Below are 22,213 nucleotides of genomic sequence, written 5' to 3' on the forward strand. Positions count from 1 at the left end.
GACTGCGTGATTGTCTTGCCGCAGGTTCGCGACAAGGGGCGTATTGTAGCACAGCCCCGATTTGCCGCGAAACCGCTTGTAAGGGACGCTGTCAAGGCCGCTTCATCTGGCAGACCGTGGCGGGCACGGTCTGCTGCGCGGGCAGCGCCAGCACCGTGCGAAAGCCGTAGCCGGAACCCTCGTTGTCGTTGCGCACGCCGGGCGTGCCCTGCCTGTCCATCTCCATGACGTAAAGGGGCTGGATCACCTGGTGGTCGTCGGCGCGCATCCACATGGGGTGGAAGCCATTGTCGAAGCGCATGCCCTCCAGCGCGTTCGCGACCGCCGCGGGGTCGGCCGTGCCCGCCTTCGTCATGGCCTGAGCGAGCATCTCCACCATCATCGACATGCGCAGCACCGGGTAGTCGTCCTTCGCTGCCGGATAGCGTGCCCGGAAGGACTTGTACCACGCGTCGGAAGCCGCACCGCCCGCGTTCGGATGCCAGTCGGCCACGGCGATCACGCGCTTCACGCCCGCGTCGCCCAGCGCCGCCGGCGCGCCGAGGCTGTTGCCGTAGAAGGTGTAGAACTTCGCGTCGAGGCCCTGCTCGCGTGCAGCCTTCACGAGCAGCGTGAGGTCATTGCCCCAGTTTCCCGTGATGACGGCGTCGGCGCCCGCGGCGCGAATCTTGGCGATATACGGCGCGAAGTCCTTCACGCGGCCAATGGGGTGGAACTCGTCGCCGACGATGGCGATGTCCGGACGGTCCTTCGCCAGCGCGGCGCGGGCGAGCGTGCTCACATCGTGGCCGAAGCTGTAGTCCTGGTTGAGCAGATAGACCTTCTTCACCGACTTGTCCGCGGCGATCACGTCCGCGAGCGCGTCCATGCGCATGCCCGCGTGCGCGTCGAAGCGGAAATGCCAGAAGCTGCAATTCGCGTTGGTGAGCGCGGGGTCGTCGGCGGAATAGTTGAGGAAGAGCTCGCGGTTCTGCGGATCGCGCGTGGCCTGGCGATCGACCGCCGACTCGAGCGCAGCCGCCACCGCCGAGCTGTTGCCCTGCATGACATAGCCGATGTGGCGGTCCTGCGCCATGCGCAGTTGCACGAGTGCCGCCTCGGGGCTGCCCTTGCTGTCGAGCGTCACCAGTTCGAGCGGATGCGCCCCGTCACGCAGCACGACGCCGCCGCGCGCATTGACGCGCTCCACGCCGAAGCGCAGATTGCGCTCGACGGCCGCGCCCGCGTCCGCGAACGGGCCGGACATGCCTTCGATGAGCGCGAGCTGGATCGGCTTGCCGGTCGGCACCTCATCCGCCTGTGCGCCGGTTGCGGCCGCAAGGCCTGCCGCCAGCGCCGTCATGGCGACCATGATCGCCGCCGCACGCGCCATGCGTGCCGTCATGCGCTTATCTCTCATTGTTTGATGCCAGCCCGATTGTCATTCGAAGCGCGGATCATAGGCCGCGAGACGGGGCGACGGCAAGGCCGCGATCCACCGCGTGCCCGGACAGGCCCGCCCGCGAGCGCCTCGCGCCGTGTCAAAATAAGGGTTCCACATTCACGGCGGTCATTGAAACCTTGCCATCGGGGGACATCATGTTCACGCGCCTCTCAACCTCGCTCGCAACGCCCATGCGCCTCGCCTCGCGCCGCCTGCGTCTCGGGCTCCTCGCGGGCGTGGGCGCACTCGCGCTCGCCGGCTGCGCCCAGCCGTGGCAACAATTCCATGCAGGCGACGACGCGCAGTCCGTGATCGCCCGCTTCGGCCCGCCGGCCGAAACCTACGACTTGCCCGACGGCGGCAAGCGCCTGATGTGGCCGACCCAGCCGATGGGCGAAGTCACCACGGCCGCCGACATCGACGCGAGTGGCAAGGTCGTGAACGTGCGCCAGGTGCTGCAGCCCAACGAGTTCTATCGCGCGGAAATCGGCAAATGGACGCGCGCCGACGTGCTGGTGAACTTCGGCCGCCCGGTCGAAACCTCCTACTTCCCGCTGATGAAGAAGGAAGCGTGGACCTACCGCTACCTCGAAGACAACGTCTGGTACATGCTCTACAGCTTCTACTTCGACGACCAGGGCATTCTGCGGCTCACGCAGAAGACGCCCGATCCGCTGCACGATCCGGATCGCCGCAGCCTGTTCTGATCGTTTCTGATCGCGCCCCCGGGCGCGGCAAAAAAACAAAACCCCCGCGCTCTCGCGAGCCCGGGGGTTTTTGATTGCCAGGCGATGCGAGCGAGGCCAAACGCCTCGCCACCGCTTACACCGCTTCGGAGCGCTGCGGATTGACCTTGTCGCCCGAGTAGAGCTTGTTGAGCGCCGAGATATACGCCTTCGCCGAAGCGGCGACGATATCCGGATCGGTGCCCACGCCGTTGACGATGCGGCCGGCCTTCGAGAGACGCACCGTCACTTCGCCCTGCGCCTGGGTGCCCGTCGTGATCGCGTTCACCGAGTACAGCAACAGCTCCGAGCCGCTGCCCACTTCGGTTTCGATCGCGTTGAGCGTGGCGTCCACCGGGCCGTTGCCCGCGGCTTCGCCGGTCACTTCCTTGCCGTCGGCCGAGAACACGACGCGCGCGTGCGGACGCTCACCCGTCTCAGAATGCTGCGCGAGCGAGATGAACTTGAAGTGCTCCTGGTCCTGCGCCTGCGCCGACTCTTCCGTGACGATCGCGATGATGTCTTCGTCGAAAATTTCCGACTTGCGGTCGGCCAGTTCCTTGAAGCGCGCGAACGCGTTGTTCAGTTCGCCTTCGCTGTCGAGCTGGATGCCCAGTTCCTGCAGGCGCTGCTTGAACGCGTTGCGGCCCGAGAGCTTGCCGAGCACGATCTTGTTCGCGCTCCAGCCCACGTCTTCCGCGCGCATGATCTCGTAGGTGTCGCGCGCCTTGAGCACGCCGTCCTGGTGGATGCCCGAAGCGTGCGCAAACGCGTTGGCGCCGACCACGGCCTTGTTCGGCTGCACGACGAAACCGGTGATCTGCGAAACGAGCTTCGAAGCCGGCACGATCTGCGTGGTGTCGATGCCGAGATCGAGACCGAAGTAGTCCTTGCGGGTCTTGACCGCCATCACGATTTCTTCGAGCGAGGTGTTGCCCGCGCGCTCGCCGAGACCGTTGATCGTGCACTCCACCTGACGCGCGCCGCCGATCTGGACGCCGGCCAGCGAGTTCGCCACGGCCATGCCGAGGTCGTTGTGGCAGTGCACCGAGAACACGGCCTTGTCCGAGTTCGGAATGCGCTCGCGCAGCGTCTTCACGAGGTTGCCGTACAGCTCGGGAATGCCATAGCCGACCGTATCGGCGATGTTGATCGTGGTCGCGCCTTCGTTGATCACGGCTTCGAGCACGCGGCACAGGAAGTCCATGTCCGAGCGGCTGCCGTCTTCCGGCGAGAACTCCACGTCGTTCGTGAACTTGCGCGCGAAGCGCACGGCCAGCTTCGCCTGCTCGAGCACCTGCTCGGGCGACATGCGCAGCTTCTTCTCCATGTGCAGCGCCGAGGTGGCGATGAACGTGTGGATGCGGAAGTGGTCGGCGGGCTTGAGCGCGTCGGCGGCGCGCTGGATGTCCTTGTCGTTCGCGCGGGCGAGCGAGCAGATCGTGCTGTCCTTCACCATGCCGGCGATCGTGTGGATCGCGTCGAAGTCGCCGTTCGAGCTGGCTGCGAAGCCGGCTTCGATGATGTCGACCTTCATGCGCTCGAGCTGCTTCGCGATGCGGATTTTCTCTTCCTTCGTCATCGACGCACCGGGCGACTGCTCGCCGTCACGCAACGTCGTATCGAAGATGATGAGCTTGTCTGCTGCCATTTCGGGTCTCCAGGGGGACTTGTTCAGTGTCTAAACGGATTTTGGGTGTTCGCGCCACCGATGGCGACGCTGACAATGAACGAGGCTTACGGAGGGCGAGCGAGATCAGCGCGGCAGGCGCGCTAGCGCTAGCGTGCTTAGTCGCGCGCCGGCTTGAAGGGAGAAGAGGGGGAACTGGATGGTGTCCATGCCGCCGACTATAGCCGGAATCCGCCGATAGCGCAATTGGAGGCAACTGGCGTGGACGGCCGGTATAGGCAGACGAGCGTTGGCGCCCGCCAAAAGAAAAAGGGCCGCGCTCGCGCGCAGCCCCTTTTTTGCAGCACTCCCCCACCCGCGCCCTACCGCTCGCGCGGCGACGAACGCGCCGGGTTCGAGCGTCCGCGCACGGCCTGGTACGCCCAGAACACATAGCCCGAGAGGCCGTAGAGCACGAACAGGCCGAACAGCATCAACGGCGGATCGGACGACACCAGCACGAACGCCACCACCACGAGCAGCGTGGCCGCGAACGGCACGCGATGGCGCACGTCGAGCGCCTTGCCGCTGTAGAACGGCGCGTTGGACACCATCGTCACGCCCGCGTAGATCGTCAGCACGAAGGCCACCCACGGCAGCCACGAGAGCTTCACGGGCACGCGGTTGTCGGTGGCGAGCCAGACGAAGCCGGCGATGAGCGCGGCCGCAGCCGGGCTCGGCAGGCCCTGGAAGAAGCGCTTGTCCACCACGCCGATGTTCGTGTTGAAGCGCGCAAGACGCAGCGCCGCGCCCGAACAGTAGACGAAAGCCGCGAGCCAGCCCCAGCGCCCGAGATCCTTGAGCACCCACTCGTACATCACGAGCGCGGGCGCCACACCGAACGACACCATGTCCGAGAGGCTGTCGAACTGCTCGCCGAACGCACTTTGCGAGTGCGTCATGCGCGCCACGCGCCCGTCCATGCCGTCGAGCACCATCGCCACGAAAATGGCGATGGCCGCCACCTCGAAGCGCACGTTCATGGCCTGCACGACCGCGAAGAAGCCGCAGAAGAGCGCCGCCGTGGTGAACGCGTTGGGCAGCAGGTAGATGCCGCGCTTCTTCAGGAACTCCTGGCGCGCCGCGCGCCGGTTCGCGGCGACGCCCATCGGCTCCTGCACGGCCTTGTTGCGCCGGAACGGCCGCGGCAGCGGCGCGCCGGCGGGGTTACGGGGTCGACGCTGTTTGAATCCGGCCATCGCAGCCCTCCTTTATGCCGATTGGGTCGGCAGTTCGGCGAGGATCGTCGACGAGGCGGACACCTTCTCGCCGATCGACACGCGCGGGCGGCTGCCCACGGGCAGGTAGACGTCGACGCGCGAGCCGAAGCGGATGAAGCCATAGCGCTGGCCACGCGAGAGCGGCTCGCCGGCACGCACGTAGCAGAGAATGCGGCGCGCGATCAGGCCCGCGATCTGCACCGAGGTGACGGTCGTGCCGTCGGCCATCGTCAGGACCACGGCGTTGCGCTCGTTCTCGGTCGAAGCCTTGTCGATGGCGGCGTTCAGGTACGCGCCCGGGAAGTACTCGACCTTGGCGACGGCGCCGTCCACGGGCGAGCGTTGCGAGTGCACGTTGAAGACGTTCATGAACACGCTGATCTTGAGCGCTTCACGGTTTGCATACGGGTCGTGCGCGGTTTCCACGGCAACGATGCGGCCGTCCGCCGGGCACAGCACGGCGTTGGCCTGGCTCGGAATCGGGCGCGGCGGATCGCGGAAAAACTGGACGACGAAGATCAGGATCAGCCAGAAGGGCCATGCGAGTCCGAAGCCTGCGACCGCATGGATCAAGAGCGCCACGACGGCCGCAATGGCGATGAACGGCCAGCCTTCGCGCGCGATGATCGGATGAGGGTAATTCATGGTGGCTTCGCTGTTATTTTAAAAACCGTAGGATAGCAAAAGCCGCCCAGGGTTCATCCCACCTGGGCGGCTTTTTCGGGTCTGACTCAGGTCAAACTGATCAGTGCTGGCATAAAACCGTGCACGCGATCAGATTGATACCGTCAGATTAGTTCTTCGACTGGTCGACGAGCTTGTTCGCGGCGATCCACGGCATCATCGCGCGCAGCTTCGCACCGACCACTTCGATCTGGTGCTCGGCGCCGAGACGGCGGCGCGATTGCAGCGTCGGTGCGCCGGCCTTGTTTTCCAGGATGAAGCTCTTGGCGTATTCGCCGGTCTGGATGTCCTTCAAGACTTCCTTCATGACCTTCTTCGTCTCGGCCGTGATGACGCGCGGGCCCGTCACGTACTCGCCGTACTCGGCGTTGTTCGAGATCGAGTAGTTCATGTTGGCGATGCCGCCTTCATAGATCAGGTCGACGATCAGCTTCAGTTCGTGCAGGCACTCGAAGTAAGCCATTTCCGGCGCGTAGCCGGCTTCCACCAGCGTTTCGAAGCCGGCCTTGATCAGGTCGACCGTACCGCCGCACAGCACGGCTTGTTCGCCGAACAGGTCGGTTTCGGTTTCTTCGCGGAAGTTCGTTTCGATGATGCCGGCACGGCCGCCGCCGTTCGCTGCTGCATACGACAGAGCGATGTCACGCGCTGCGCCCGACTTGTCCTGGTGGACAGCGATCAGGTGGGGCACGCCGCCGCCTTGCGAGTACGTGCCGCGAACCGTGTGGCCCGGCGCCTTCGGGGCGATCATGATGACGTCCAGATCCGCGCGCGGGATCACCTGGCCGTAGTGCACGTTGAAGCCGTGGGCGAACGCGAGCGCTGCGCCGTTCTTGATGTTCGCGTGGACTTCCTTCGCGTAGACATCGGCGATCTGCTCGTCGGGCAGGAGCATCATGACGACGTCGGCGTTCTTCACCGCTTCGGCCACTTCCTTGACCTGCAGGCCGGCGTTCTCAGCCTTGCTCCACGATGCGCCGTTCTTGCGCAGACCGACCGTGACGTTCACGCCGCTGTCCTTCAGGTTCAGCGCGTGTGCGTGGCCTTGCGAGCCGTAACCGATGATCGTGACCTGCTTGCCCTTGATGAGGGAGAGATCGGCGTCCTTGTCGTAGAAAACTTTCATGTTGGTTCCTTGGCGAGAGTCTGGTGAATTTCGGTACTGCTATTAGCTTTTGCTGCACCGGATGCGATTGAGGACGCATCCGGTCAGGTTCCGGTGCAAGATCGACTGTGGTCGGGTCACACCTTCAGAATGCGCTCTCCGCGCCCAATGCCCGAGCCGCCCGTACGGACGGTTTCGAGAATCGCGGTCGCATCGATCGCTTCGATGAACGCGTCGAGCTTGTCGCTCGCGCCCGTCAGTTCGATCGTGTAGGTCTTTTCGGTGACGTCGATGATACGGCCGCGGAAAATATCCGCCATCCGCTTCATCTCCTCACGTTCCTTGCCGACCGCCCTTACCTTGATCAGCATCAGCTCGCGCTCGATGTGGGCGCCCTCGGTAAGGTCGACCACTTTCACCACCTCGATCAGGCGGTTCAGATGCTTCGTGATCTGTTCGATCACGTCGTCCGAGCCAATGGAAACGATGGTCATGCGCGACAGCGAACGGTCTTCGGTCGGCGCCACCGTCAAGGTTTCAATGTTGTAGCCGCGTGCCGAGAAGAGGCCGACCACGCGCGAGAGCGCGCCCGGCTCGTTTTCCAGCAGAACGGAAATAATGTGTCTCATGATGTGATCCGCGATTTATCCAGTTTTCGCATTTGGCAGATGCGGCTGCCGCCCTTCCCCGCGAACCCGCGCGCCCCTTGTGTGGACGCGCGCCGCGCGAGGTCGGAACGGCGCCGTGCAAATACCGTTACAGGTCTTCCGAGCCGAGCAGCATCTCGGTGATGCCCTTGCCGGCCTGTACCATCGGCCAGACGTTTTCGGAAGGGTCGGTCTGGAAATCGAGGAACACCGTGCGGTCCTTCAAACGCAGCGCTTCCTTGAGCGCCGGCTCGACGTCCGCCGTCTTTTCGATCCGCATGCCGACGTGGCCGTACGCTTCGGCGAGCTTCACGAAGTCAGGCAGCGCATCCATATAGGAATGCGAATAGCGCTTGCTGTATTCGATCTGCTGCCACTGGCGGACCATGCCGAGATAGCGGTTGTTCAGCGAAATGATCTTCACGGGCGTGTCGTACTGCTTGCAGGTCGACAGCTCCTGGATGCACATCTGGATCGAGCCTTCGCCCGTAATGCAGAGCACGTCGTCGTCCGGGTGCGCCATCTTCACGCCCATCGCCGCCGGCAGGCCGAAGCCCATGGTGCCGAGGCCGCCGGAGTTGATCCAGCGGCGCGGCTGGTTGAAGCGGTAGAACTGCGCGGCCCACATCTGGTGCTGGCCCACGTCCGAGCACACGAACGCGTTGCCGCCCGTGAGCTCCCACGCCTTCTCCACCACGTACTGCGGCTTGATGATCTCGCTCGAACGGTCGAACTTCAGGCAGTTCTTCTCGCGCCAGCCTTCGATGTCCTTCCACCAGTCGGCGAGCGCGGCCGTATCCGGGCCGTGTTCGGCGTGCTGAAGCTGCTCGATGAGCTCCTTGAGCACTTCCTTCACGTCGCCGACGATGGGGATATCGACCTTCACGCGCTTCGAGATGGACGACGGATCGATGTCGATGTGGATGATCTTGCGCGGACGCGAGGCGAAGTGCGCCGGGTCGCCGATCACACGGTCGTCGAAGCGCGCGCCGATCGCGATCAGCACGTCGCAGTGCTGCATCGCCATGTTGGCTTCGTAGGTGCCGTGCATGCCGAGCATGCCGAGGAACTTGCGGTCGCTCGCGCGGTAGCCGCCCAGACCCATCAGCGTGTTCGTGACCGGGTAGCCGAGCAGGTCGGCGAACTGGTTCAGTTCGCGCGACGCATCCGCGAGGATGATGCCGCCGCCGGTATAGATATACGGACGCCTGGCCGAGAGGAGCAGCGACACCGCCTTGCGAATCTGCCCCGAATGGCCCTTGGTGACCGGATTGTACGAACGCAGCGCGACGTTTTTGATCGGTTCATACGTGCACGGCGTCTTCGACACATCCTTCGGAATGTCGATCAGCACGGGGCCGGGACGGCCGGTGCGCGCGATGTAAAAGGCTTTCTTGACGGTAGCGGCGAGGTCGCGCACGTCCTTCACGAGGAAGTTGTGCTTCACGCAGGGACGCGTGATGCCGACCGTATCGCACTCCTGGAAGGCGTCTTGACCAATCGCGGCGGTAGGCACCTGGCCGCTGATGATCACCATCGGGATCGAGTCCATGTAGGCCGTCGCGATGCCCGTCACCGCATTGGTGACGCCAGGCCCCGAGGTCACGAGACACACGCCGACGTTGCCGGTCGAACGCGCGTAGGCGTCGGCCGCGTGCACGGCTGCCTGTTCGTGGCGCACGAGAACGTGCTGAATCTTGTCCTGCTTGTACAGCTCGTCGTAAATGTAGAGCACCGAGCCGCCGGGATAGCCCCAGATGAATTCGACCTGCTCGTCTGCGAGCGCCTTCATCAGCACGGTTCCGCCGATGGAGGTATGAGCTTGAGGGTCAGATTCTTGCGAAGGGGGGACCGACGTGGAGAATTCCGCGCTGGGCATGTTCATCATTGACCTTTCGAATTTTCGGCAAAAAATTGATCGGGTGCTCTCTGCCGGGCTTGTGGCTCGGGTTCAAGCGGCGCGTCCAGTTGACAGATGAGCTTCTTGGGCCACATCCGAATTGAGACAAGTCACTTATGTTGCGAACCGTCGAAGATAGCGGCTCGATGCCTTTCGGTCAAGCAATTATTAGGAAAGCGGGCACGAACGTTGCGACAGCGCGCACGCCTCGCGGCGCCGGCCAAGGGCAGGCAGGCAAGCCACCAGGGCCGGCGCCTCCATGATGCGAAGCATTCTCACGGCCTTTCCGCTACCCTGTTGGCGCGAAAATTTGCTAGGATCCGCGAGTTTTACGACATTTTTCGAACGATTACGCGTACGCTGGCGGCGGCGCCCTGCAACGGATGGCATCAGACAAGGAACTCGCCGACTTTCTGGCGGGCGTCGAAAGACGCGCGTTCAAGCAGACGGTCTACGCCGTAAGGGACGACGACGCCTCGCTCGACATCGTGCAGGACGCGATGATCAAGCTCGCGGAAAAATACGGAGACCGCCCGGCCGCAGAACTCCCCCTGCTCTTTCAGCGTATTTTGCAAAATACGATGCACGACTATTTTCGTCGGCAGAAAGTACGCAATACATGGGTGAGCCTGTTTTCGTCGCTCGGCAATTCCGAAGACGAGGAGTTCGACCCCCTCGAGACCTTCGAGGCCGAGCAGGGCACGGCTGGCGCCGAGAGCAGCGAGCAGCAGATCGAGCGCGCCCAGGTGCTCCAGATGATCGACGACGAAATCCAGAAATTACCGGCACGTCAACGGGAGGCGTTTCTGATGCGTTACTGGGAGGATATGGATGTCGCCGAGACTGCCGCCGCAATGGGCTGCTCCGAAGGCAGCGTGAAAACGCACTGCTCTCGGGCCACCCACACGCTGGCTCAAGCGCTCAAGGCCAAAGGAATCACCCTATGAGCTCCGCCCTCGAAAATAAAGAACTGGCGTTCGTGCGGGAAATGCGTCGTGCGCTCGACGAGAGCGCCGCCAACCTGCCCGCTGCTACCACCGCGCGACTCGCCGCCGCACGCAAGACCGCACTCGCCCAGAAAAAGGCCGAGGTCGTGCTCGTGCGCGCCCCGGCGCTCGCCGCGGCCGGCGTCGGCAGTCTGTCCGGCGCCCCCACGCACCGGCCCGCGCGGCGCCGTTCGGCACTTGCGCGCTTCGCGCTCGCCTGGCCGCTCGCGGCACTCGTGGCGGGCCTCTTTGCCATCGCGTACTTCGAAGATCAGCAACGCACCGCTGAACTCGCCGATATCGACGCGGCCATGCTGAGCGACGACCTGCCGCTCACGGCCTACCTCGATCACGGGTTCAACGCGTATCTGACGCGCGCGCACTAAGGAAATCTGAGCAGGAGACTGACGGGGTGAGTTACAAGCGCGGCCTGGCCGTTGTCATTGGATGTGTGGTCGCGGCAGTCGTGTCGTATGTGGCGACCTACCCGCGCTTTCATCCCGAGCCCACCGGCGAAAACACCGCCGGCGCGCCCGCGCAGGTGAAAGCGCCCACGGTCGATAATTCGGTCACGACCACCTTCACGCCGTTGCCCGGCCAGTCCAATCCGCTCGCGTGGGCGCATCTGAGCGATGCGCAGCACGCCGCGCTCGCGCCGTTCGCCGTCGAATGGGACCGCTTCAGCGACGAGCGCAAGCGCAAATGGCTGAAGATCGCCGCCCGTTACCCGAAAATGTCGCCCGAAGCGCAGAAGCGCCTGCATGAGCGCATGGCGGAATGGGTCGGCATGACGCCGGAGCAACGGCGTGTCGCGCGCGAAAACTACCAGGTATCCAAGGAATTGCCGGCGCAGGCGCGCCAGCGCGCCTGGAAGGCTTACCAGCAACTCCCCGAAGAACAGAAAGAACGCCTTGCCCAGAGCGAGCACAAGCGCCGGCCCACCGTCGTGAGCGCCCCGCCCAGCGGCAACAAGAGCGAGATTCGCGATATCCAGCGCCTCGTCAACGAGCGCGATCACCGCGGCCTGCCACATGCGCCCGCAGGCGTCACCGGGGCATCGGGCGCGGCTGGCGCGAGCAGCACGGGCTCGGGTCTCGCACCCGCCTCGCCTGGCGCGCCGAGCGAGCCGGCCGTGGCTTCGTCGTTTGCGGCGGGCATTCCCGCCGCCGGCAGCTTCGTGCCGGCCACGCCCATCCCTGTCTCGCCCGCCGAAGCCCCCGCGGCGTTCAAGGGCTCCTGAAGCCTCTACCAAGGCGCTCGCAGCCCCCCTCGTTAACCCCGCCGCGGCGTTGCGGTCACTTCGCCGCGCGCGTGTTCGAGGTTATGCTTGGGACGTCCCGTCCCCGAACTGACGCCATCGTGTCCGAAAGCGCCCAAGCCGCCGCCCTGCCGTCTGCCGCCGTCTTCCCGGTTGAACCTGCGCCCGTTTCGATTCGCCGCCGCCTCGCCGCATTCGTCTACGAAAGCGTGCTGCTGTTCGGCGTCGTCTTCGCCGCCGGGCTCGCGTTCAGCCTCGTCCTGCAGCAGCGCAACGGCTACACGCATCACAACGCGATGGCGGCCTGGATCATCTTTGTGGTCGGCGCATACTTCGTCGGCTTCTGGCACAAGGGCGGCCAAACGCTGCCGATGAAGACCTGGCGCCTGCGTGTGGTCGGCCCGGACGGCGGGCCGCCCACGCTCGCGCGAGCGACGCTGCGCTACCTCGCCGCGTGGCTCTGGTTCCTGCCGCCGCTCGTGCTGCATTCGCCGCTCGAACTTTCGATTCCGCACACGCTTGCGCTCGTTGCCTGCTGGTTCGTGACCTGGGCCGCGAGCGCCCGCTTCTCCCACGACCGCCAGTTCCTTCACGACCGCATAGCGGGCACGCGCATTGTCGCAATCGCGCCACAGGGCGCGAAGGCGTAGCCGCCGCACGACATCCCCCGCCGCGCCGGAAAAGCGGCTGCACGGTGCCCCCTGGGACTGCGTAACGAGACCTTCTCGTGACTGTCATGTTGCCGTCACGGCGGCATGGCGCAATGCGCGTATTACAACCTGCCGCGCGCGCCATGGCCCAAAAGACGTCAGCGACCCCCCTGTTCCGGCAGACCACCGGACGAGGCACCGACTCCGCCACGTTCCACCCCTCTCCCGGCGGAGCCACCTTTCCCGTCCCGCCCCTGCCGCCCTCGTCGATCGACGACGCCCCCACCACCGGCTCCCACGACGACGACCATCCCGATCCCACCCGCTACCGCACGATCTGGCTCTCCGATATCCATCTCGGCACGGGCGGCTGCCAGGCGTCGTATCTGCTCGATTTTCTGCGCCACAACGAGTCGGAGTATCTGTACCTCGTGGGCGACATCATCGACGGCTGGCAGTTGAAGAAGGGCTGGTACTGGCCCCAGGCGCACAACGACGTCGTGCAAAAGGTGCTGCGCAAGGCGCGCAAGGGCACCCAGGTCATCTACATCCCGGGCAACCACGACGAGAGCGCGCGCCAGTTCTGCAATCTCGCGTTCGGTGACATCCACGTGCGCGAGGAAGCCTTTCACACGACGCTCACCGGCAAGCGCCTGTGGGTCGTGCACGGCGATCTCTTCGACGGCGTGATCCAGCACGCCAAGTGGCTCGCCTATCTCGGCGACTCGGCCTACACGCTGATCCTCCTGCTCAACCGCTGGTTCAACCGCGTGCGCGCGAAGCTCGGCTTCCAGTACTGGTCGCTCTCGCAGTACCTCAAGCATCAGGTCAAGAACGCGGTGAACTTCATCTCCTCGTTCGAGCGCGTGATGACCGACGAAGCGCGCCGCCGCGGCTGCGACGGCGTGGTCTGCGGCCACATCCACAAGGCCGAGATCCGCGACATCGACGGCATCCTGTACTGCAACGACGGCGACTGGGTGGAGAGCCTGTCCGCGCTCGTCGAGACGTTCGAGGGCGAGTTGCGCATCGTCTACTGGACCGTAAAGCGCGCGCCGGAAGCGCAGGTCTCGACGCGCAAGGCGCGCGTGAGCGCCGCCTGAGTGTCGACTGATACCGCTACGCAGCAACTGCCATAACCGCACTACCGAACGACGAGAGGGCCGACGACCGATGAAAGTAATGATCGTGACCGATGCATGGGAGCCGCAGGTCAACGGCGTAGTTCGAACGCTGAAGAACACGACGCGCGAACTCATCGCGCTCGGGCATCAAGTGGAACTGCTCACGCCGCTGGAGTTCCGCACGATACCGTGCCCCACCTACCCGGAAATCAAGCTCTCGCTGTTTCCCAGGCGCCATCTGAAGGAACGCATCAGCGCGTTCGGGCCCGATGCGATCCACATCGCGACCGAAGGTCCGCTCGGACTCGCCGCACGCCGCTATGCGATCGACCACGACCTGCCGTTCACGACCGCATATCACACGCGCTTTCCCGAGTACGTGCAGGCGCGCTTCGGCATTCCGCTCGCGGCGACCTACCGTTTCCTGCGCTGGTTCCACAAGCCTTCGCTCGCCGTGATGGCGCCCACGCCCGTCGTGAAGACCGACCTCGAGAAGTTCGGCTTCACGAACGTCGTGCTGTGGACGCGCGGCGTGGACCTCGACATCTTCCGGCCGATGGATTCCAAGGTGCTCAACACGGCGCGGCCCATCTTCCTGTATGTGGGCCGCGTAGCCGTGGAGAAGAACGTCGAGGCGTTTCTCAAGCTCGATCTGCCTGGCTCGAAATGGGTGTGCGGCGAAGGCCCGGCGCTCGCCGAGCTGAAGTCGCGCTATCCCCAGGCGAATTACCTGGGTGTCCTGAGCCAGCCCGAGCTCGCGAAGGTCTACGCCGCCGCCGACGTATTCGTGTTCCCGAGCCGCACCGACACCTTCGGTCTCGTGCTGCTCGAAGCGCTCGCATGCGGCACGCCGGTGGCCGCCTACCCGGTGACGGGCCCGATCGATGTACTGGGCACGGGCGGCGCGGGCTCGATGAACGAAGACCTGCGCGAAGCGTGCCTCGAAGCGTTGAAGATCGACCGCGCCGAGGCGCGCGCCTGGGCCGAGCGCTTCTCGTGGCGTGCGGCCTCCGAGCAATTCGCGGCGCATCTCAAGCCGCGCTCGCGCGCGACGATGGAGCCGTCCAGCGCCGCTGCCTGAGCGCGAGACCGGCTATGGTGCGCGCTTCGACTGTCCGCGAGCGCGCCGGGGACACGGACGGCCCCGGCGCAACCGTCTCACACGCGTGCGATACTGGGGTTCTACCTGGCACCACCATGACGCCACGTCCTCCGTTACCGCCGCATAGCGCCCAGGGCGCACGCAGTCCCAATGCGCCAGCCAGCCAGCGTGCCGGCGGCTCTACGCGCGCCGCACGCGCCGCCGAAGCGCTCGATCCGCGCGCGAGCGCTGCCGCCGCTGCGGCACCTGGCGTTGCGCCGCCAGCCGCACCCGCGTCGGCGAGCGAGCCCGCCAAGCCCACTGCACCCATTGGGTCGCGCGCGGCCGCACCGGAACCGCCCGAGCCGCCGCATCTGCACGAACCGCTCGGCCCCGACGATCCGCTCGCCCCGCTGCCCTTCAACCCCTACAAGGGCAACCGCGGCATCACCCGCGCCTGGAAAGCGCTCAAGTACTCGATCAAGGGCTTTCGCGCCGCCATCCGCGAGGAAAGCGCGTTTCGCCAGGAACTCACGCTCTCGGCCATCCTCGTGCCGATCGGCGTGTTCATTCCGGTCGAACCTGTCGAGCGCGTGCTGCTGCTCGGCTCGGTGATCCTCGTGCTGATCGTCGAGCTGCTCAATTCGAGCATCGAGAACGCGGTGGACCGCATCGGCCTCGAGCGCAACGAGCTCTCGGGCCGCGCCAAGGACCTGGGCAGCGCGGCGGTTACGCTCGCCTTGCTGCTCTGCGTCCTGACCTGGGGGTTGATCCTCGTACCCCGTTTCGGGCCGCTGCTGCTGCACGGAATCGGCGTACTCTAGCGCCCCACGCCCCCAGTCAGCGGGGGCCTCGCCACGCTCCCCGGCATCTGACAGGCGCAAGCTGTCGGTGCGCGCGGGCCGTCGGTTTATAATCGAACGACAGTCTTATAAACGACCAACCGCGTCCGGGCCGCGCGCACCGCAACATACGAGCGGGCGCCTGAGCCCGGCACTGCATTTTCAGGGCCGGACGACATGGATGCCAAACCTCCCCGCCGTACACGCGAACGGATTCTCGAGCTGTCGCTGAAGCTGTTCAACGAGATCGGCGAGCCGAACGTCACCACGACGACCATCGCCGAGGAAATGGAGATCAGTCCAGGCAACCTGTACTACCACTTCCGCAACAAAGACGACATCATCAACAGCATCTTCAGCCAGTTCGAGCAGGAGATCGAAAAGCGTCTGCGCTTCCCCGAGGACCATCGCGCCACCATCGACGAGATGTGGGCGTACCTGCAGTACATGGTCGACTTCACGTGGCGCTACCGCTTTCTCTATCGCGACCTGAACGACCTGCTCGCGCGCAACCGCACGCTGGAGATGCACTTCAAGCAGATCATCAGCCACAAGGTGCACTTCGCGAAGCAGTTCTGCGAGCAGCTCATGGAAGACGGCGACATGGTCGCCACGCCCGCCGAGATCGACGTGATCTCCACCAATATCGGTGTGATCGCCACCTACTGGCTCTCGTACCAGTTCGTGATGAATCCGCGCAAGTACAACGACCAGGAAGCGATTCGCGACGAGCTGCACCAGGTCAGCGTGCAGATCGTCTCGCTGATGGCGCCGTATCTGCGCGGCCGCGCGCGCGAGCTGTTCGACGATCTCGTCTCGGGCAAGCTCGCCAAACGCGAGTTCTACGACTATCTGCCGCCGCGCGAAGGTGCGGGCGCCGCGAAGGACAACCGCGAATAAAGGCCAAAGCCGAATGAAAGCAGTCTGCGTATATTGCGGCTCCTCGCCCGGAGCCAATCCGGTTTACACCGAAGCCGCACAGGCATTCGGCCGCGCGCTCGTCGCCTCGAACCTCGCGCTCGTCTATGGCGGCGGCAAGGTCGGCCTGATGGGCGTGATCGCCGACACCGTGATGGAGGGCGGCGGCCGCGCCATCGGCGTGATCCCCAAGCTGCTGGTGGACAAGGAAGTGGGCCATGTGGGCCTGACCGAGCTGCACGTCGTGCCCGACATGCACCACCGCAAGAAGATGATGGCCGACCTCTCCGACGCCTTCGTCGCGATGCCGGGCGGCGCGGGCACGCTCGAAGAGCTGTTCGAGGTCTATACGTGGGCGCAGCTCGGCTATCACCGCAAGCCGGTGGGCGTGTTGAACATCGGCGGCTTCTACGATCCGCTCATGGCGCTGCTCGATCACACAGTGCGCGAAGGCTTCATGCGTCAGACCTACCGCGACATGCTGCAAACCGACGGCGATCCCGTGGCGCTGATCGCCAGGCTCAAGCGTTACCACGCGCCCGAGAAGGACAAGTGGGCGGACTTGCGCGAGAACGTCTGACCCGGCCGCCGCGCACCGTTCGCCCGACGATCCGCAGTCACCACGCGCAGTTACCTTCATGACGAGTCCATCGCGATGAGCAAGGTTGTCCTGATCACCGGCGCAAGCCGCGGCATCGGCCGCGCGACGGCGCGTCTGCTTGGCGCACACGGCTGGACCGTGGGCGTCAACTATCTGCACAACGAACCGGCCGCCGACGAAACCGCCGCCGAAGTGGGCCGCGCAGGCGGCCACGCGCGCGTGCTGCGCGGCGACGTCGCGAGCGAGGCGGACGTCGTCGCGATGTTCGACGCGCTCGAATCGGCCTATGGCCGCATCGACGCGCTTGTGAACAACGCGGGCATCGTGGCGCCCGGCAGCCCGGTCGCCGACATGAGCGCCGAGCGTCTGAAGCGCATGTTCGACGTGAACGTGTACGGTGCGTTTCTGTGCGCACGCGAAGCGGCGCGGCGCATGTCGAAGGATCGCGGCGGCGACGGCGGCTCGATCGTCAATGTCTCTTCGGCTGCCGCGCGCCTTGGCTCGCCCAACGAATATGTGGACTATGCGTCGTCGAAAGGCGCGGTCGACACGATGACGATCGGGCTCGCCAAGGAACTCGGCCCGCAGGGCGTGCGCGTGAACGCGGTGCGCCCCGGGCTCATCGACACCGAAATCCACGCGAGCGGCGGCCGGCCCGATCGCGCGGCCGTGCTCGGCGCGCAAACGCCGCTCGGCCGGCCCGGCAGCGCCGACGAAGTCGCACAAACGATCGTGTGGTTGCTGAGCGACGCGGCCTCGTATGTCACAGGCGCCCTGCTCGACGTGAGCGGCGGACGCTGAATGCGCGCGCCGGACCCGGCTAGAACGACGAACCCCGCTCGCGCAAGAACGCGGCTTCTTCGTCGGTGGAAACGCGGCCCAGTTGCGCGTTGCGATGCGGGTAGCGCCCAAAGCGCTCGATGATCTGCGCGTGGCGCACCGCGTAATCGTAGTAGCCCTTCCCCTCGGGATTCTTCGCCAGCTCGCCGAACAGACGCAGCGATTCGCGCTGCGCTTCGGCGCTTTCGGCGTGTTCGAACGGCAGATACGCGAAGGAGCGATGCTGCAGCGTGGGCAGGCGCTGATCTGCGCCGCTCGCCACCATCATGCGCGCGATGCCGAGCGCCTTGTCGTCCGCGGAGAATGCGCGCGGCGTGCCGCGGTGGCAGTTGCGCGAGAACTGGTCGAGCACGATCAGAAGCGCGAGCGCGCCTTCGGGCGTCTCGCACCATGCGTCGAGTTCGCCCGCACACGCGGCGTCGAGCAGTGCGCCGAAGCGTTCGCGCAGCGTTGCATCGAACGCGGCGTTCTTGCGGAACCACATCTTGCGCTCGCGGCCGAACTCCTCCGAACCTGGCGCGCCGAACCAGAAGTCGAGCACCTCGCGCGCACGCGCGTCGAGACTCATGACGCCAGTTCCAGCACGAGCCGCCGCGTGCGCGCGCTCTTCTTCTCGAGCTTCGCCACGCGCAGCGCACCGATTTCCTGCGTGTTGCGCACGTGCGTGCCGCCGCAGGGTTGCAAATCGACGTTATCGATACGCAAGAGCCGCACACGGCCCAGGCCCATAGGCGGCTTCACGCTCATCGTGCGCACGAGTTCTGGGCGTTGCGCCATTTCCTCGTCGGTGATCCATTCGGTCGCCACCGCGTGCGCGCCCGACACGAGTTCGGCGAGCAGCGCCTCCACCATCTCGCGCTCGATCGGCTCGACGGTCGCGAAATCGAGGCGCGCGTAGTCGGCCGTGATGCTGCAGCCGTCCACCGGATATGGCAGCACCGCGCACATCAAATGGCTCGCCGTATGCAGGCGCATGTGCCGGTGACGGCGCGTCCAGTCGATCTCGGCGCGCACGCGCTCGCCCGCAGCGAGACGCGCGAGCAGCGAGCCCTGGCCGGGCGCGGGAACGTGGAGCGCGTCGTCGGGCGTCGCGCCTTCGAACTTCGCCTTGCGCGTGTCGGCGATCTCGATGCGCGTGCCGTCAGCGAGCACCAGCGCGCCGGCGTCGCCGGCCTGGCCGCCACCGAGCGGATAGAACACGGTCTGGTCGAGCCGCACGCCGTCCTCGCCAACGGCAAGCACGGTCGCTTCGCACTGCGTGAGATAGGCGTCTTCGCGAAAGAGCGCGCGGGTGGTCGTCATCGTGGGTGTCTCCTTGTTTGCGTACGGCGGGCCGCGTGAAGCCGGCCGCCCGCCAAAGGCCCATTATGGCCGCGAGGCGAAACGCCCCGCCGGACGGCCGCGATGCGTGAGCGCCTGACTGTACCGGCCCGCGGACCGGAACAATCCCGCGCCGTGACTCGGGCAGTCAATCAGCCCGGATGATTGCGCATCCAGTCGGCGGTATCGAAGAACGAGTGCAGCAGGCGCTCGCGCAGCGGCTCCGCCAGGCCCACGTCTTCCATCGCCCAGGCCATGCAGCGCAGCCACTGGTCGCGCTCCGACGAGGCGATCGCGAACGGCAAATGGCGCGCGCGCAGGCGCGGATGGCCGAAGCGCTCGATGTAGTGGTCCGGGCCGCCAAGCCAGCCGCAGAGGAACCAGAACAGCTTGTCGCGCGAACCGTCGAGCGTCTGCGGATGCATCGCGCGGATGCCCGCGAAATCGGCTTCGAGGTCCATCAGGTCATAGAAACGGTCGACGAGTTCGCGCACGCGCGCCTCGCCGCCGACGAGTTCGAAGGCCGTGGGTTTCTGCGGCGCTTCGTCGGCTGGATCGGTCATACGGTTGAATCAGGAAAAAAGAGGGACGGCAGCGCACTGCCGTAGACCGATGATTTTCGCACAGCGGCGCGTGGCGGGTGGCCGCGGGTTGCTGCACTACGCGTCGCGCAGCGACTGCAGCGCCGGCCGCGCGAGCACGTGCCGCAAGCTGATCCAGCCGCCCACGCCCGCGCACACCACGCCCGCGGCGATGCCGGCAGGCAGGAGCCACGGATCGAACGGAAGATAGAAGAGAAACACGTGCGTGGCGAGCACCGAGCCCACCGCCTGCGCGCCGATTGCCGCCATGAGCCCCGCGAGCGCACCCACGGAAATGAATTCGGCCACCTGCACCGCGCGCACCTGCTGGTGCGATGCCCCCAGCGCGCGCAGCAGCGCCGACTCGCGCATGCGTTCGTCGCGCGTGCCCGCGAGCGCCGCGTAGAGCACCAGCACGCCGGCGGCGAGGGTGAAGAGAAAGAGGAACTGCACGGCGCCGATCACCTGCTCCAGCACGCGCTCGATCTGCGCGAGAATCGGCGCGATGTCGATCGCGGTGACGTTGGGATAGCGCGCTACGAGACCGTCCACGACCTGGCGCTGTCCGGGCGGCAGATGAAAGCTCGTGATGTACGTCGCCGGAAAATCGCGCAACAGTTCGGGCGGCATCAGCACGAAGAAGTTGACCTTGAACGAGCCCCAATCGAGCTTGCGCACGCTCGTCACGGGCGCCGTGACTTCCAGACCCGTCACGTCGAACTTGAGGACGTCGCCGGGCTTCACGTTGATGAGCTTCGCGAGTCCCTGTTCGATCGACAGCTGCGGCGTGGCCGAATCGCCATACCAGCTGCCGGCCTCGATGCGATTGTCGTCGGGCAGCTTCGTCGTGTACGAGAGATTGAACTCGCGATCGACGAGCCGGCGCGCGTCCTCGCTCTGGTACGAGTCGGGATTCACGGGCTTGCCGTTGATCGAGATGAGGCGCCCGCGCACCATCGGCTGGAGATCGCTGTCGGCAGCCCCGGCGATGCCATGTGCGCGCAGCCAGGCGGCCACGGCGTCGCGCTGATCGGGCTGGATGTCGATGAGGAATTCGTTGGGCGCGTCGGGCGGCGTGGACTTGCGCCAGCCTTCGACGAGGTCGTTGCGCGTCATCGCGATCAGCAACAGGCACATCAGGCCGATGGCGAGCGCCGTGATCTGCAGCGCGCTTGCGCCCGGCCGCCGTTCGAGCGACGCCAGGGCATAGCGCCAACCCACGCCCGCGCGCGCCTGGCCGGAGAGACGCCCGCTGCGCGCCACGCGCGCCGCGCACCAGAGCGCTACGCGCGCCACGCCGGCAAAGACGAGCAGCCCGATCGCGAAACCGCCGGCGACGATGCCGCCGAGCTTGAGTTCGCCCGCCGCGATCACGAGCAGCCCCGCGAACAGCGCGATGCCGACGCCGTAGGCCGCCCACGCGGCACGCCCTTCATCGCCCCACTCGCGGCGCAGTACGCGCACCGGCGGCACGCGCGTGAGCGGCAGGAGCGGCGGCAGCGCGAAGCCGAGCAGCAGCACGAGACCCGCGGCGATGCCTTCGAGCACGGGCAACGGGCCGGGCTGCGGCAGCACGACGTCGATGAGATTGCCGAGCCACGCCAGCAGCGCGAGATGCCCTGCATAGCCGAGCGCCACGCCCGCCGCGCCGCCCGCGAGCCCGAGCCCCGCGAACTCCAGCACGAACAGCGTGCGCAGCGTGCGCTGGCTCGCGCCCAGGCAGCGCATCGCGGCGCAGGCGTCGAGATGGCGGCGCGTGTAGCGATGCGCGGCCATGGCGATCGCCACCGCCGCGAGCAGCGCCGTCAGGAGCGAAACGAGCGTGAGGAAGTGGCGCGCGCGGTCGAGCGTCTGGCGCACCTGAGGCTGGCCGTCCTGGAGCGATTCGAGCGCGACGCCGCGCATCTTGCCGCCATCCACGCGCGCACGCGCCCACGACGCGAACTGCGCGACGGCCGGATCGGCGCCCGCCACGAGCAGGCGGTAAGTCACGCGGCTGCCATAGCCGAGCAGACCGGTCGACGCGACTTCGTCGGCGCGCATCATGAGGCGCGGCGAGAAGTTCACGAACGAAAAGCCGCGGTCGAGTTCTTTCGTGATGAGCGCGTTGACGGTGAAGGTGCGCGTGCCGACCTTCACCGTGTCGCCGACATGGAGCTTGAGCGCGTCGAGCAGTTCGTCGTCCACCCAGACGGTGCCGGGCGGCGGAATGCCTTGCGCCGCGTGATCGGGCGCACCCGGCGCCGCGGCGATGCGCAGCGCGCCGCGCAACGGATAGTCCGCCGAGACGGCCTTGACGGCGGCAAGACGCGTGGCCGTTGCGCCCGCGGCGGCGGAAGCGCCCGCCGCTGCCGCAGCTTGCGGCGCCCCCGAACTCACCATGCTTGGGAAAATCGCCGTGGTCGCCGTGCGCAGCGAGAGCGACTGCGCCTCGCGCGCAAACATGGGATCGACGGGGTGATCGGCGCGCACGATGAAATCGGCGGCGATCATGCGCCGGGCATCGCGCTCGAGGCCGCGCTGCAGCCGGTCGGCGAGAAAAACGACGCTGGCGAGCGCCGCCACGGCCAGCACGAGCGCGAACAGCAGCATGGTGAGTTCGCCCGCGCGCCAGTCGCGCGCGGTCATGCGCGCCGCAA

Annotated in this window: 22 protein-coding genes; 11 read left to right on the forward strand and 11 right to left on the reverse strand. The window is 66.1% G+C overall.

The features are described from left to right. Positions 1 to 91: 91 nt before the first annotated feature. Positions 92 to 1,384, reverse strand: coding sequence for a branched-chain amino acid ABC transporter substrate-binding protein (locus AB4Y40_RS29380; protein ID WP_368690843.1), 1,293 nt, complete (start codon positions 1,382 to 1,384; stop codon positions 92 to 94). Between the two features lie 230 nt (positions 1,385 to 1,614). On the opposite strand from AB4Y40_RS29380, the gene AB4Y40_RS29385 reads away from it, so the two are divergent. Continuing rightward, positions 1,615 to 2,130 (forward strand): hypothetical protein, encoded by a 516-nt coding sequence (locus AB4Y40_RS29385; RefSeq protein ID WP_368690985.1) that lies wholly within the window; start codon positions 1,615 to 1,617, stop codon positions 2,128 to 2,130. 115 nt (positions 2,131 to 2,245) lie between these two features. Here AB4Y40_RS29385 and AB4Y40_RS29390 read toward each other — a convergent pair whose 3' ends face one another. The 6 genes from AB4Y40_RS29390 to AB4Y40_RS29415 all read right to left on the reverse strand — a co-directional run bounded on the left by AB4Y40_RS29390 (position 2,246) and on the right by AB4Y40_RS29415 (position 9,358). Then, entirely contained in the window at positions 2,246 to 3,799 is a 1,554-nt protein-coding gene (locus AB4Y40_RS29390) for a 2-isopropylmalate synthase (RefSeq protein ID WP_133182076.1), read from the reverse strand. 341 nt (positions 3,800 to 4,140) lie between these two features. Beyond that, a complete protein-coding gene (pssA, locus tag AB4Y40_RS29395; RefSeq protein ID WP_042271776.1) occupies positions 4,141 to 5,016 on the reverse strand; it encodes a CDP-diacylglycerol--serine O-phosphatidyltransferase in 876 nt (291 codons plus the stop codon). Positions 5,017 to 5,028: 12 nt separating this feature from the next. After that, positions 5,029 to 5,682, reverse strand: a complete 654-nt coding sequence (locus AB4Y40_RS29400) for a phosphatidylserine decarboxylase (RefSeq protein WP_028205688.1) — start codon at positions 5,680 to 5,682, stop codon at positions 5,029 to 5,031. Positions 5,683 to 5,830: 148 nt separating this feature from the next. Continuing rightward, on the reverse strand, positions 5,831 to 6,847 hold the full coding sequence (gene ilvC / locus AB4Y40_RS29405) for a ketol-acid reductoisomerase (RefSeq protein WP_028205689.1): 1,017 nt from the start codon (positions 6,845 to 6,847) through the stop codon (positions 5,831 to 5,833). 116 nt (positions 6,848 to 6,963) lie between these two features. Beyond that, a complete protein-coding gene (gene ilvN, locus AB4Y40_RS29410) occupies positions 6,964 to 7,455 on the reverse strand; it encodes an acetolactate synthase small subunit (protein ID WP_027795483.1) in 492 nt (163 codons plus the stop codon). Positions 7,456 to 7,582: 127 nt separating this feature from the next. Next, a complete protein-coding gene (locus AB4Y40_RS29415; RefSeq protein ID WP_368690986.1) occupies positions 7,583 to 9,358 on the reverse strand; it encodes an acetolactate synthase 3 catalytic subunit in 1,776 nt (591 codons plus the stop codon). Between the two features lie 398 nt (positions 9,359 to 9,756). Between AB4Y40_RS29415 and AB4Y40_RS29420 the strand changes: the two genes are divergently transcribed. From AB4Y40_RS29420 to AB4Y40_RS29465, 10 genes are all read left to right on the forward strand, one after another. Beyond that, positions 9,757 to 10,320, forward strand: a complete 564-nt coding sequence (locus AB4Y40_RS29420) for an RNA polymerase sigma factor (protein ID WP_133182074.1) — start codon at positions 9,757 to 9,759, stop codon at positions 10,318 to 10,320. Continuing rightward, positions 10,317 to 10,745, forward strand: coding sequence for a DUF3619 family protein (locus AB4Y40_RS29425; RefSeq protein WP_028205693.1), 429 nt, complete (start codon positions 10,317 to 10,319; stop codon positions 10,743 to 10,745). Before AB4Y40_RS29420 ends, AB4Y40_RS29425 begins: the two co-directional genes overlap by 4 nt. A 26-nt stretch (positions 10,746 to 10,771) precedes the next feature. Then, positions 10,772 to 11,599, forward strand: coding sequence for a DUF3106 domain-containing protein (locus AB4Y40_RS29430; RefSeq protein ID WP_368690844.1), 828 nt, complete (start codon positions 10,772 to 10,774; stop codon positions 11,597 to 11,599). 83 nt (positions 11,600 to 11,682) lie between these two features. Then, positions 11,683 to 12,267 (forward strand): RDD family protein, encoded by a 585-nt coding sequence (locus AB4Y40_RS29435; RefSeq protein WP_368690845.1) that lies wholly within the window; start codon positions 11,683 to 11,685, stop codon positions 12,265 to 12,267. A 143-nt stretch (positions 12,268 to 12,410) separates the two neighbouring features. Beyond that, the gene (locus AB4Y40_RS29440) at positions 12,411 to 13,370 is read left to right on the forward strand and encodes a UDP-2,3-diacylglucosamine diphosphatase (protein ID WP_368690846.1); all 960 of its coding nucleotides are present in this window, start codon (positions 12,411 to 12,413) and stop codon (positions 13,368 to 13,370) included. Between the two features lie 70 nt (positions 13,371 to 13,440). Next, positions 13,441 to 14,472, forward strand: coding sequence for a glycosyltransferase family 4 protein (locus AB4Y40_RS29445; protein WP_368690847.1), 1,032 nt, complete (start codon positions 13,441 to 13,443; stop codon positions 14,470 to 14,472). A 116-nt stretch (positions 14,473 to 14,588) separates the two neighbouring features. Further along, a complete protein-coding gene (locus AB4Y40_RS29450; protein ID WP_368690848.1) occupies positions 14,589 to 15,296 on the forward strand; it encodes a diacylglycerol kinase in 708 nt (235 codons plus the stop codon). A gap of 195 nt (positions 15,297 to 15,491) precedes the next feature. Beyond that, positions 15,492 to 16,214, forward strand: coding sequence for a TetR/AcrR family transcriptional regulator (locus tag AB4Y40_RS29455; RefSeq protein WP_028205698.1), 723 nt, complete (start codon positions 15,492 to 15,494; stop codon positions 16,212 to 16,214). 13 nt (positions 16,215 to 16,227) lie between these two features. Further along, positions 16,228 to 16,812 (forward strand): TIGR00730 family Rossman fold protein, encoded by a 585-nt coding sequence (locus tag AB4Y40_RS29460; protein WP_368690849.1) that lies wholly within the window; start codon positions 16,228 to 16,230, stop codon positions 16,810 to 16,812. Between the two features lie 75 nt (positions 16,813 to 16,887). Beyond that, positions 16,888 to 17,634, forward strand: a complete 747-nt coding sequence (locus AB4Y40_RS29465) for an SDR family oxidoreductase (protein ID WP_368690850.1) — start codon at positions 16,888 to 16,890, stop codon at positions 17,632 to 17,634. Between the two features lie 19 nt (positions 17,635 to 17,653). On the opposite strand, the gene AB4Y40_RS29470 is transcribed toward AB4Y40_RS29465, so the two are convergent. The 4 genes from AB4Y40_RS29470 to AB4Y40_RS29485 form a co-directional block, all read right to left on the reverse strand. Further along, complete coding sequence (locus AB4Y40_RS29470) at positions 17,654 to 18,241, reverse strand: DUF924 family protein (protein ID WP_368690851.1); 588 nt, start codon at positions 18,239 to 18,241, stop codon at positions 17,654 to 17,656. Then, positions 18,238 to 18,975, reverse strand: a complete 738-nt coding sequence (locus AB4Y40_RS29475; RefSeq protein ID WP_368690852.1) for an alanyl-tRNA editing protein — start codon at positions 18,973 to 18,975, stop codon at positions 18,238 to 18,240. Before AB4Y40_RS29475 ends, AB4Y40_RS29470 begins: the two co-directional genes overlap by 4 nt. A 170-nt stretch (positions 18,976 to 19,145) precedes the next feature. Continuing rightward, the gene (locus AB4Y40_RS29480; protein WP_069265299.1) at positions 19,146 to 19,556 is read right to left on the reverse strand and encodes a group II truncated hemoglobin; all 411 of its coding nucleotides are present in this window, start codon (positions 19,554 to 19,556) and stop codon (positions 19,146 to 19,148) included. A 96-nt stretch (positions 19,557 to 19,652) separates the two neighbouring features. Next, complete coding sequence (locus tag AB4Y40_RS29485; RefSeq protein WP_368690987.1) at positions 19,653 to 22,202, reverse strand: ABC transporter permease; 2,550 nt, start codon at positions 22,200 to 22,202, stop codon at positions 19,653 to 19,655. Positions 22,203 to 22,213: the final 11 nt, after the last annotated feature.

The organism is Paraburkholderia sp. EG287B (assembly GCF_040965595.1).
Lineage (GTDB): Bacteria > Pseudomonadota > Gammaproteobacteria > Burkholderiales > Burkholderiaceae > Paraburkholderia.